This is a genomic window from Trichocoleus sp. ST-U2 (assembly GCF_039961875.1).
Taxonomy (GTDB): domain Bacteria; phylum Cyanobacteriota; class Cyanobacteriia; order Cyanobacteriales; family FACHB-T130; genus FACHB-T130.
Genome location: NZ_JAMPJY010000081.1, coordinates 1 through 11425 on the forward strand (window position 1 = coordinate 1; position 11425 = coordinate 11425).

The 11425-nt window shown below is 46.5% G+C and carries 5 protein-coding genes and 1 pseudogene; 4 read left to right on the forward strand and 2 right to left on the reverse strand.

Annotated features, from left to right (window positions below):
* Nucleotides 1-99 (forward strand): annotated as a pseudogene (locus NC996_RS27505) (IS982 family transposase); the annotation flags it as partial.
* Nucleotides 100-116: 17 nt separating this feature from the next.
* Here NC996_RS27505 and NC996_RS27510 read toward each other — a convergent pair.
* On the reverse strand, nucleotides 117-5642 hold the full coding sequence (locus NC996_RS27510; RefSeq protein ID WP_190690721.1) for a hypothetical protein: 5526 nt from the start codon (nucleotides 5640-5642) through the stop codon (nucleotides 117-119).
* A 597-nt stretch (nucleotides 5643-6239) separates the two neighbouring features.
* Here NC996_RS27510 and NC996_RS27515 point away from each other — a divergent pair.
* Nucleotides 6240-7670 (forward strand): NB-ARC domain-containing protein, encoded by a 1431-nt coding sequence (locus NC996_RS27515; protein WP_190690723.1) that lies wholly within the window; start codon nucleotides 6240-6242, stop codon nucleotides 7668-7670.
* 85 nt (nucleotides 7671-7755) lie between these two features.
* Here NC996_RS27515 and NC996_RS27520 read toward each other — a convergent pair whose 3' ends face one another.
* Nucleotides 7756-8811: a WD40 repeat domain-containing protein gene (locus tag NC996_RS27520; RefSeq protein ID WP_190690725.1), complete on the reverse strand. Its 1056-nt coding sequence runs from the start codon at nucleotides 8809-8811 to the stop codon at nucleotides 7756-7758.
* A gap of 93 nt (nucleotides 8812-8904) precedes the next feature.
* Here NC996_RS27520 and der point away from each other — a divergent pair, with 93 nt between their 5' ends.
* Nucleotides 8905-10269, forward strand: a complete 1365-nt coding sequence (gene der / locus NC996_RS27525; protein ID WP_190410755.1) for a ribosome biogenesis GTPase Der — start codon at nucleotides 8905-8907, stop codon at nucleotides 10267-10269.
* 71 nt (nucleotides 10270-10340) lie between these two features.
* The gene (locus NC996_RS27530; protein WP_190690727.1) at nucleotides 10341-11300 is read left to right on the forward strand and encodes a CbiQ family ECF transporter T component; all 960 of its coding nucleotides are present in this window, start codon (nucleotides 10341-10343) and stop codon (nucleotides 11298-11300) included.
* Nucleotides 11301-11425 lie beyond the last annotated feature (125 nt).

Here is an 11425-nt window from a genome sequence, read left to right on the forward strand (position 1 = left end):
CCTGTCAACTTTGCCGTCAATTTGATAGCCGGCTTAATTGCCTACTGCCACCAGCCCAAGAAGCCCTCCCTGATCAACGATGCTGCCTTGCCTGCTTAACCCGAACTCACGTTACCTTAGACGACTGTAAAGGAAGAACTGGTGAGGGTGTTGGCTTGCACCCAGTTGAGGGATGCTAAGATTTCACCACTATTCTTATCGCTGATCTGGGTAAAAATGTCGTCTCCGTTGCTGCCTTGGGTAATTGTCAAAGAACCAAAGGTTAGACCACTGGATAATCCAATTAAATCTTGACCTACGGTAAAGTGTTCGATGGTGTCAGTTCCCGCTCCCAATCCTAGTATGAACTTGTCGCTGCCACCGCCGCTAATCAATGTATCGTTGCCAGCACCACCGTACAGGATATTGTCGCCTTCTCCGGCGTTGATGATATCGTTGCCAGCTCCGGCGTAGATAATATCGTTGCCAGCTCCAGCGTAGATGATATCTTTGCCCGCTCCTGCATAAATCGTGTTATTGCCATCAGCAGCATCGATAAAGTCATTGCCAGCGCCAGCTACAATCAAATCGTCGCCAGCTTCGGCATAGAGAAAATCGTTACCACTGCCGCTATACAGAGTATTGTTACCATCTCCAGCCTGAATAGTATTATTGCCAGCACCAGCATCGATAAAATCATCACCAGCGCCAGTTACAATCAAATCGTCGCCAGCTTCGGCGTTGATGATATCTTTGCCAGCGCCAGTGTAGATAGTGTTGTTACCAGAACTGGCAAAAATTGTGTTGTCGCCATTGGCAGCATCGATAATATCGTCGCCAGCGCCAGACTCGATAAAATCATTGCCATTTCCAGCATCAATGAGGTCGTCACCCAATCCGGAATATAGCTGGTTGTTACCATCCCCAGCTTCGAGGATATTATTGCCATCGCCAGCACGCAGGATGTCATCACCTGCACCAGCATACAACTCGTCGTTGCCCGCTCCCGCAGATAGCTGATTGTTGCCTTCATCGGCAAAGAGTTTGTTGTTGCCTTCACCGCCGTCTAAAATGTCGTTGCCAGCACCGCTTTGCAGCAAGTCGTCACCGTCACCGCCGTAAAGTTTATTGTTGCCTTCGCCAGCGGTGAGGATGTCGTTGCCACCTTTGCCATAGAAGGTGTCATCACCTAAACCGCCAATCAGGATGTCGTCTTGGGAACCGCCATAGATGGTGTTATTGCCATCTCCCGCGTACATTTCGTTTTTGCCGTCGCCGCCGTCGAGGATGTCGTCACCAGCCCCTGCCTCTAGGTAGTCGTCGCCGTCACCACCGTATAAGGCATTGTTGCCTTCGCCAGCTTTGAGGATGTCGTTCCCGTTGCCACCTTTTAAGATGTCATTACCAAAGCCAGTTTCTAAGTAGTCGTTGCCATCGCCACCATCTAGAGTGTTGTCCCCATTTCTGGCTAAGAGGGTGTCGTCGCCTGCGCCGCCATCCATCGTGTCGTTACCATCACCAGCGTCAAGCAGGTCGTTACCGTTGCCCCCGCTTAAGGTATTATTGCCTTCTCCGGCGTAGAGTTTATCGTTGTTATTGCCACCATCGAGGGTGTCGCTGCCTTCCTCTCCGTGGAGTTCATCTTCACCATCGCCGCCAGTCAGAGAATCATCGCCAGCACCAGCAAGTAAGTAGTCTTTCCCTGCATCTCCTTGCATGGTGTCGTTGCCATTACCCCCTTCCAAGCGATCGTCACCAGCGCCTGCAATGAGAGTGTCGTCACCATCTTGACCAAACAGGTTGTCGTTGCCTTCTCCGGCATCTAAATTATCCTTGCCGTCGTTACCTTCGAGCCAATCAATCCCATTTTGTCCCTTGAGGATATCGTCACCGTTTCCACCGTAGAGGTAATCATCTCCCTCTCCAGCATCAAGGGTGTCGTTACCGTCTTGTCCGTAGAGTAGGTCGTTGCCGTCTCCTGCGTCTAAATTGTCGTTGCTAGCGCCACCATCCAGGTAGTCATTGCCAGCTTGAGCAATGAGAATATCGTTATCATCTCCACCCCAAAGTTCGTCGTTGCCTTCTCCTGCTTCTAGGTAGTCGTTGCCGTCTTCACCGTAGAGGTAGTCGTTGCCGTCCGCTGCGGTTAGTTGGTCGTTGCCAGAACCACCATAGAGAATGTCGTCTCCTGCTTCACCTAGCAGTTGATCGTTTCCATTACCGCCATCGAGGTAATCGCTGCCGATTCCTCCCTCTATATAATCTTCACCGTCGTCACCGGAGAGGCGATCGTTATCGTCTTGACCATAGATAGCATCATTACCTGTACCGCCCCATACTTGGTCGTTCCCGGCACCACCTTCTAAGGTATCGTTGCCTGCGTCACCCCAAATCTTGTCGTTGCCGTAACCGCTGTCGCCAGCAACAAAGTCATCACCACCACCAGCATGGATATCGTCGTCGCCGTCACCGCCACGGATGTAGTCAGCGTCTCCGGTATTCGCATTTCCTTCAAGGTCGCCCCAAATAACATCTATTCCCTGGTTGCCAAAGATTCTATCCTTGCCAAGACCGCCGATAATCGTGTCATCACCAAACTCTCCGTAGAGTTTGTCATCACCGCCGCCGCCATTGATGGTGTCGTTGCCATAGCCACCAGTGATGATATTGGCGTTGCCGTTACCAGTAATATCATCATCACCATTATCAGAACCAACTACGTTCTCAATGTTGGAGATGGTATCTTTTGCATACCATCCATCTGTCGCTTTACCTGTCTCTAGGTTGACCACAACACCATTTGGGTCGCGGCGATAGCTGAGGGTATCTATGCCATCGCCACCGTCAAAATAATCATTTCCAGCATTCCCAATTAGCAGGTCATCTCCGGCTAAACCCCAGATGTGGTTATTGCTGCTGTTGCCAATTAGAATGTCGTCATACTCAGAACCGATGATGTTTTCCAGATTCCGCAAAGTGTCTGTGGTGCCAAATCCGTCATAAGCTGTACCTGGGTTGATGGCAAAGTCCCGTTCTAGGTCGGTGTAGTAGTTGTTGGGATTGACATCGCTGATGGCTACATTTGCTCTGAGGATGCGATCGCTTCCATAACCTTGACCTTCATCAATGTTGACAGTTACGCCACTGGGTGAATTAGAGTAACTGACGGTATCGACATCATCGCCACCATCAATGAAGTCGTCACCGATTTCTCCCATAAGGAAGTCGTCGCCGGAATCTCCATACATGGTGTCGTTGCCAACTTGACCGTATAACTCGTCATTGTCAGCACCACCGTGAAGGGTATCGTTGCCATCATTTCCCTCCAGATAGTCTTCACCTGTACCACCGTCTAGGAAGTCATTGCCAACGTTGCCAGACAGAGTGTCGTTGTCCGCACCGCCATAAACGGTGTCATCACCATCATTGCCTTCTAGGTAGTCGTTGCCTGTGCCACCATTCAGGAAGTCGTCGCCAGCTTGACCATAGAGGAAGTCGTTACCCGCTTGTCCGTAAAGTTCGTCGTCACCTCTACCACCGTAAAGTCGATCTACACCTGAGCCACCATCCAAGAAATCATTGCCGTTATTGCCTTCCAGGTAATCATTACCAGCTTGACCGTAGAGGGTGTCTGCACCTGTACCGCCGTAGAGTTCATCTGCACCTGTGCCACCATACAGCGAATCATTGCCAGCTTCTCCTGTCAGGAAATCATTCTCCGAACCGCCATCTAACAAGTCATTGCCTGTGCCGCCCTTGAGGGTGTCGCTATCCGCCTCACCGTACAAGAAATCATTCTCCGAACCGCCATCTAACAAGTCATTGCCTGTGCCGCCCTTGAGGGTGTCGCTATCCACCTCACCGTACAAAAAATCATTCTCCGAACCGCCATCTAACAAGTCATTGCCTGTGCCGCCCTTGAGGGTGTCGCTATCCACCTCACCGTACAAGAAATCATTCTCCGAACCGCCATCTAACAAGTCATTGCCTGTGCCGCCCTTGAGGGTGTCACTATCCGCCTCACCGTACAAAAAATCATTCTCCGAACCGCCATCTAACAAGTCATTTCCACCATTGCCGTGCAGGATGTCACTACCGCCTTCACCTAGGAAAATGTCTCCATAATCGCCACCATTCATTATGTCGCCATGAAGTGAGCCACTTATAATTTCAACATTCCCAACAGTGTCTACAGTACCAAAGCCGTCTTCAATCTTGTAAACAGAAGACCCCGCATAGGTAACTGCATCAACCTTGATGCTACCGGGACTACTGTAGTAATCAGCAGTATCTTCATTACCATCTCCACCATCGAGAAGATCGTAGCCAGAATCGCCGCTTAAATAATCATTTCCTTGACCACCCTGCAAGACATCATTTCTGCCTCTTCCAGAGATTACGTCGTTGCCAGAAGTACCTTCTATCCAATCATCATCTTCTGTAGGATTTGTGGGAGCTTCGTTTTTGGGAAAGTAGAAGCCTTTTGGATGTAATTCATAAATAGTATCTTTAAAATAACTTTGAACCTGTGGATTGGTGAAATAATTTTCAATTAGATGTGGCCCAAAAAGACCTCCTATATTGGGAAGCATACTGAAAATTTTGCCAATTTTATCCCAAACCAATGGTTCAGACTCAAACTGAAGCAAAGGAACAGGATCTCCGGGGTTTCTAAAGTTGTTTTCTGCAACATTATTACCTTTGTATAGATGAATGCCACCAGCAGCTAGATAACTTGTAGGTGAACCTAGTGCCAAAATTCTTGTACGATCTGGAGTATTAAAAGTCTTCCCCATCTCTATTAATCCATCCTCAAGAAAGAAATTTCCTTGAGAGTGACCTAGTAAAATTAAAGAATTATTGCCGAAAGGATTCTTGTCCTTAGAAGACAGCCATTCGCTTGCAGGAGCTGTCCATTTACTATTAATATCTTTATATTGACTTTGTGGATACCAATACTGCTGTAAACTTTCTTTAATGTCATCGGGAGCAGCTGCAATCAAGCTATCAATAACATTAGAAATTTCCTTAAAAGGTCCTGGTAAAATACCAATAACTTTTGTGAAAAAGTCAAATGCTTTTGCCGTAAAAGCAGCACCTTTTTCTGTTACAAAATCAAGAGGTTCGTCTAATTTAATAAACTCTTGAGCTAATTCAAAACCAGTTTTAACTGTACCAAAAAAATCAGCAGCTTCATTAAGTGAATCCAATTCTTTTGTTAGCGCTGTGACATCTTCGCCAGCAGCCTCTAAATTTTTTATCTGTTTAGTCAGTTGTTTGTGCTTATTAGCCTGTTTTAGTGTATCTGAAATAGAAAATTTTTCTACAGCATATTGCAATAAAAATTTTACTGCAAACATGCCAACATCTCCCCAATCGTTACCAGTACTATCTGTTTTATTTATGTATTGAACATCAAGTTCAATTGAACCTCTGGAACCTGACACATTCTTTAAATTTAAAACTTCTAAACCCTCATCATTTTTAGGATTTGAAGTTAAGAGATTACCGTGGAAGTTATAGATTCCGTCAAACCCTTTTATATCTTCCTCAAACTTATTCTTAGTAGTCCGAATTCCATTAATGTAAATAACGCGAGTTTTTCCAGCTTCTTCGATGAGTTTATCGTAGACATCTTTAAAATTGAAATGAGGGGTAGCCATGATTGTTAGTCCTCTTGTGGTAGATGAAACGTGTAGTGAATATTACGTAGCAAAGTGAACTGAGAGATGCACTGCTCAGATATAGCTATAGGCGCGCTTGTGGTCTTGGTCGTTCCGATCGCATCCTCCCCTTCCTCCCTTGCTTTCTAACCTCAAGCGCGATCACTTTCACCTCTCTGTCTGTCTCAAGGTGCAAGTTTTACGCGGAAACACGGCTAGCGTTACAAAAATTTACAGACTAGGCCGGGGAAAGAAATCGCATCTTTGTCAGCCAAAAGCCGCTGAAGCGCGATCGCATTTCAGCAGAATCACTTATCTGGCTTGAAAAAACAGTCTACAGCACTGTAAAAATCACTTAGATTACCCTGACGAGCGAGTTTAAAATTTGTCTTCAGCCAGCAAGATTTATGAAATTGAGATGAAGTCTAGATGAAACTTCTTAGATAAAATTACTGACCCTCAGAATAGCCGAAGTAGCCACTATTCGTCTCTTAACGCACGTTAGTAAATTAGCTAAAAGTTTATATATGCTTTATTATCTCTTGATAGTAAATTCGTTAAGATCCTAGCTTGGGGTAGCTATAGTAATTAAACAAAATGGCATCTACTTTAAGTAAGTTAGAAGTAGAATTTACAGAAGCGGGGAATAACTGGAATCTGGAAAAGTTATACATAGATTTGGCAGCGGCAAAAGGCAAAAGCCTCACCCAAGTGGAAAAGAAGTTTTTACGAGGATTGCTCTGCGGTTATAGTCCAGCAGAAATTGCCGTTCAAGTCTATCAAAGCCGGAGCAGTAATTCAGTTAGAGTTTACCTATCCAATGGAATTTATAAATATATAGAACAACTGATCAGCGATAAAACAGGAAATTTGATAAAAGTAAAAAGCTGGAATCGGGTGATTTACTTACTGGAAAAAGCCGGATACAAAATAGGTGCATTTGAAGAATTTAAGCACGGCAACTCTTTAGCAAAACCTGCTCGTCAAGTGCCTAATTCAGGGCTACCAAACGATAAACATCAAGATTGGGGAGAGGCAATTGACACGGCGGTTTTTTACGGACAAGAGGAAGAACTAGGCACACTCAAGCAATGGATTGTGAAAGACCACTGTCGGATTGTGACAATATTAGGCATGGGAGGAATCGGTAAAACAGCTTTATCTATACGCAGTGCAGAATTGATTAAAGATAAATTTGATTACGTAATCTGGCGATCGCTACACCATGCGCCACCTATCCAAGACATCCTAGCAACCCTGCTGAAGTTCCTATCCAAGGATTCGGAAACAAATATACCAGACACAGTAAACGCTAGAATATCGCAGTTGATTGACTGCTTACGCTCCTCACGCTGTCTGCTAGTTTTAGATAATGCAGAAGCAATTCTACAAAGTGGCGATTGCGCTGGTTGCTACCGCCAAGGATACGAAGGTTACGGAGAACTTTTGAGGCGGGTGGGAGAAACACTGCATCAAAGCTGTCTAGTGCTGACAAGTCGAGAAAAACCTAAAGAATTAGTATCCTTAGAAGGCAATAAGCTACCCGTGCGATCGCTACAATTGGGTGGTTTGAAACTACAACAAGCACGGGAAATCTTCAAGACAAAAGGAGACTTCTTTGGTTCTGAGGACGAATGGATAGCATTAATTGATTTTTATGCAGGCAATCCGCAAATATTAAAAATAGCTGCGACCACGATTTTAACCTTGTTTCAGGGTAATGTTTCCCAATTTTTAAAACAAGGTAATCTAGTCTTTGGCGACATTTGCGCTCTTTTAGACGAGCAGTTTAATCGCTTGTCAGATTTAGAAAAGAAAGTTATGTATTGGCTAGCAATTAAACAGGGGTCGATTTCGCTGACTGAGTTGCGAGGGGATTTGCCTCCCATATCTCAGTCGGAGTTACTAGAAACTCTGGAATCCCTATTGAAGCGATCGCTAATTGAGAATAATTCAGCTAGATTTACCCAAAAACCTTTGATAACGGAGTACATGACAAAACGATTAATCAAGCAGGTTTTTAACTAACGCCTTTGTTAGCGGTCGTTAATTGTTGAATCTGGCTGCTGTAAAAAACTGTCTTAAGCGAATAAAAAACTATCCTGCTTTTCGCTTACAATCCTGATGACTGGGAAGGCACCTGCCAAATCTTAATGCTGCCATCATGACTGCCACTGGCTAAAGTTTGTCCATCGGGACTGAAGGCGAAGGAATTTACTTGGCTATCATCTCCTGCCAAAGTGCTTTTAAGTTCGCCAGTGCGGGGATTCCATAGCTTAATCGTATTGTCCAAACTGCTGCTGGCGATCGCTTGCCCTTTGGGGCTAAAAGCAACAGAATTAATTAAGTTGGCATTTCCCTTCAAAGTGGCGATCGCTTCCCCGTTACGAGGATTCCACAGCTTGATGGTGCCGTCATTACTGCCACTGGCGAGAAGTTTTCCATCGGGACTGAAGGCGACGGAATTTACCCAATCAGAATGCCCTTCTAGGGTACGAATGCGGATGCCGGTGCGCGGATTCCATAAGTTGATCGAGCGATCGGCACTACCACTGGCTAAGGTTTGCCCATCCGGGCTAAAGGTAACGCAATTCACAGCATCTAAATTCCCCGTCAGGGTGCGGATAAGTTCCCCGTTGCTCAGCTGCCAAAGCTTGATCGTCTTGTCTAAACCACTGCTGGCTAAAGTTTTTCCATCGGGACTGATGGCAATGGATAAAACTGAGGTGGAATCCCCGTTAAGGGTGTGGATGAGTGCCCCGTTACTGAGTTGCCATATCTTGATGGTGCCGTCATAACTGCCACTAGCAACAAGTTTTTTATCCGGACTAATGGCAACGGCATGAATGGGTTTGATATGTCCTGCTAGGGTACGGATGCGGATACCTTTGGGTAAATTCCACAACTTGATAGTGCCATCTTCACCGCCACTGGCAAGAATCTGCCCATCGGTACTGATGGCGATCGCCTGCACATACTTAGAATGCCCTGTAAGCATGTTGAGTGGTTGGGCTGGCTGAGATGCCGTAGTTGATGTATAGGCTAAGGTTAAATCTTCCCCTTTTACAGGGTTGGCAGAGGATTCGAGCGAACTGCACCCAGTCAAAGTCGTCACTGCACCCAAAGCGATCGCCACGAAAACTTTTCCGAACGTTGGCTGATGTGTCATGGATAGTCACCGCAGAAAACATCACGTCTATCCAGGATGGATACAATATAAATTTGGAGCTGTCATCATCCACTCGGATGAGCATATCTGGTTATGTCCCTGCCTGTTGTCGCTATTATCGGTCGCCCGAATGTGGGCAAATCTACTCTTGTCAATCGATTGGCAGGTGTACAAGACGCCATTGTGCATGATGAACCTGGAGTCACGCGCGATCGCACCTATCGTTCCGCCTTCTGGGAAGACCGGGAGTTTGTCATCGTCGATACCGGCGGCTTGGTGTTTAATGATGACACCGAGTTTTTACCCCTAATTCGGGAACAGGCAATGTTGGCACTCTCAGAAGCGAGTGCAGCAATCTTTGTCGTCGATGGTCAGAGTGGGTTAACGGCAGCCGATGAAACGATCGCTGACTGGTTGCGTCAGCAACCCGTGCCCGTCCTGCTAGCGGTGAATAAATGCGAATCCTCCGAACAAGGTCTCACCCAAGCAATGGAGTTTTGGGAACTGGGATTGGGCGAACCCTTCCCCGTCTCTGGCATTCATGGGAGTGGCACCGGCGAATTACTTGATGCCCTGATTACCTATATCGTGCCTGCGGGAGAAATCCCAGAAACTGAAGAAATTAAAGTCGCCATTGTCGGACGTCCCAATGTCGGTAAATCCAGCTTGTTGAACGCTTTTGTCGGCGAAAATCGTTCTATCGTTAGCCCCATCTCTGGCACGACCCGCGATGCCATCGATATGGTAGTAGAACGCAACGGTAAAACCTACCGATTGATCGATACCGCCGGGATTCGCAAAAAGAAAAACGTTGAATACGGTCCGGAATTTTTTGGGATTAATCGCGCCTTTAAAGCGATTCGTCGCGCCGACGTGGTTTTGTTAGTCATTGACGCGGTGGATGGCATCACCGAACAAGACCAAAAACTGGCTGGGCGGATTGATGAAGAAGGTCGCGCTTGCGTCATCGTCATCAATAAGTGGGATGCTGTTGAAAAGGATTCCTACACCATCTACGAGTTTGAACGCAACTTTAAAGGACGGTTGAACTTTATCGATTGGGCAGAAACGATTTTTGTCAGCGCTCAAACAGGTCAGCGGGTGGAAAAAATTCTAGATTTAGTGAATACAGCCGCCGAACAACACAAACGCCGCGTCACGACTGCTGTAATTAATGAAGTGCTACAAGAAGCGATTTCTTGGGTTTCCCCGCCCACGACCCGCCAAGGGCGTCAGGGCAAGATTTATTACGGCACCCAAGTGAGTAGCCAACCGCCAGCGATCGCGCTATTTGTCAACGATCCCAAGCGCTTCAATGACAACTATCGCCGCTACATCGAAGGTCAATTCCGAAAACAGTTGGGTTTTACTGGAACCCCAGTACGCTTATTCTGGAGAGGGAAAAAAGTCCGCGAGGTGGAAGCGGGCAGTCGTAGTAACCGAGCTACTCGCGTTTAATCGATTAAAAATTAAAAATGTAAAATGAATTTTTGCATTTTTAATTTTTAATGTTTAATTTTTAATTTTCTATGGATTTACTGCGATCGCTGCCGCTGGGGCTGTACCTCGAACAACCAATCACTTGGCTGCATCACCTCGACCCCAGGGTGAAAATAGCTTGGTTGATGAGCTTTCTCATCGCTCCAGTTCTGGCAAATCCCATCTGGCGCATCGCCCTAGCGGTGCTGCTCGTTGCCATTACTGTGACGGCGGCGATTCCATTGCGCGTATGGAAGCAACAAATGGGTTGGCTGTTGATGCTGTGCTTTTTTGTGTTCATCCTGAGCATGATTGCTCCCGATGGGCTAGGAGCGGACTCTCAGCGACGCCTCCCAGCCGATGAAATATCTTTTATTCAGACTGCTACTCCCAAACCAGGAGTTGTCAAATCCGCTGCAACTCAAAAACCAGAGGCGACAAAACCAGTCTCCACTCAAAACTCGTCAAACTACCGCTACGTCCTGTTCCACCAAGGGCCAGTCAAAATTACTCGCAAGTCCTTGGCGCTAGCGATTAACGTGAGTACCTTACTATTTACCTTAATTTACAGCACCAACCTGTTTTTGCTGACCACAGCTCCAGAGGAGATTACTGCGGGGATCGAGAGTTTGATGCGACCGCTGCGAGCATTCAAATTTCCCGTGACAGAAATTGCTCTAACTTTGACTTTATCGCTGCGCTTTATTCCCCTGGTTTTAGAAGAAGTGCAAAATTTAGTTCGTTCCGTGCGGACACGGGCAATTAACTGGAAAAAACTGGGTATCCGCAAAAGTCTGCAACTTTGGTTGATGGTCGCCGAACGATTGTTAGAAAATCTCCTCTTACGAGCCGAGCAAATTGCTAGCGCCATGAAGGTTCGCGGCTTTACCACTCCCAACAGCCATCGCGTCCAGTGGCACCAGTTGCGTCTCAAGAAGAGCGACTGGGCGGGACTGGTGAGTTTAGTCGTACTTTGGGGGGCACGGCTGATGTGGGGATGGGAAAGTTAAAAATTAAAAATTACGCTTAATGTGAATTATGAGGAACAAGCACCAGCTTGACGAAAAGTTAACACATCAATGGCAAAGCGCCGTTTGAGTAACAATCGTAAGGTATGACTTGCCAATTTAGCGGC

Excerpts from the sequence above, each read along its gene's own strand:
- NC996_RS27520 (WP_190690725.1), bottom strand. The coding sequence starts at position 8,811 with ATGACACATCAGCCAACGTTCGGAAAAGTTTTCGTGGCGATCGCTTTG.
- NC996_RS27510 (WP_190690721.1), bottom strand. The coding sequence starts at position 5,642 with ATGGCTACCCCTCATTTCAATTTTAAAGATGTCTACGATAAACTCATC.
- der (WP_190410755.1), top strand. The coding sequence starts at position 8,905 with ATGTCCCTGCCTGTTGTCGCTATTATCGGTCGCCCGAATGTGGGCAAA.
- NC996_RS27515 (WP_190690723.1), top strand. The coding sequence starts at position 6,240 with ATGGCATCTACTTTAAGTAAGTTAGAAGTAGAATTTACAGAAGCGGGG.
- NC996_RS27530 (WP_190690727.1), top strand. The coding sequence starts at position 10,341 with ATGGATTTACTGCGATCGCTGCCGCTGGGGCTGTACCTCGAACAACCA.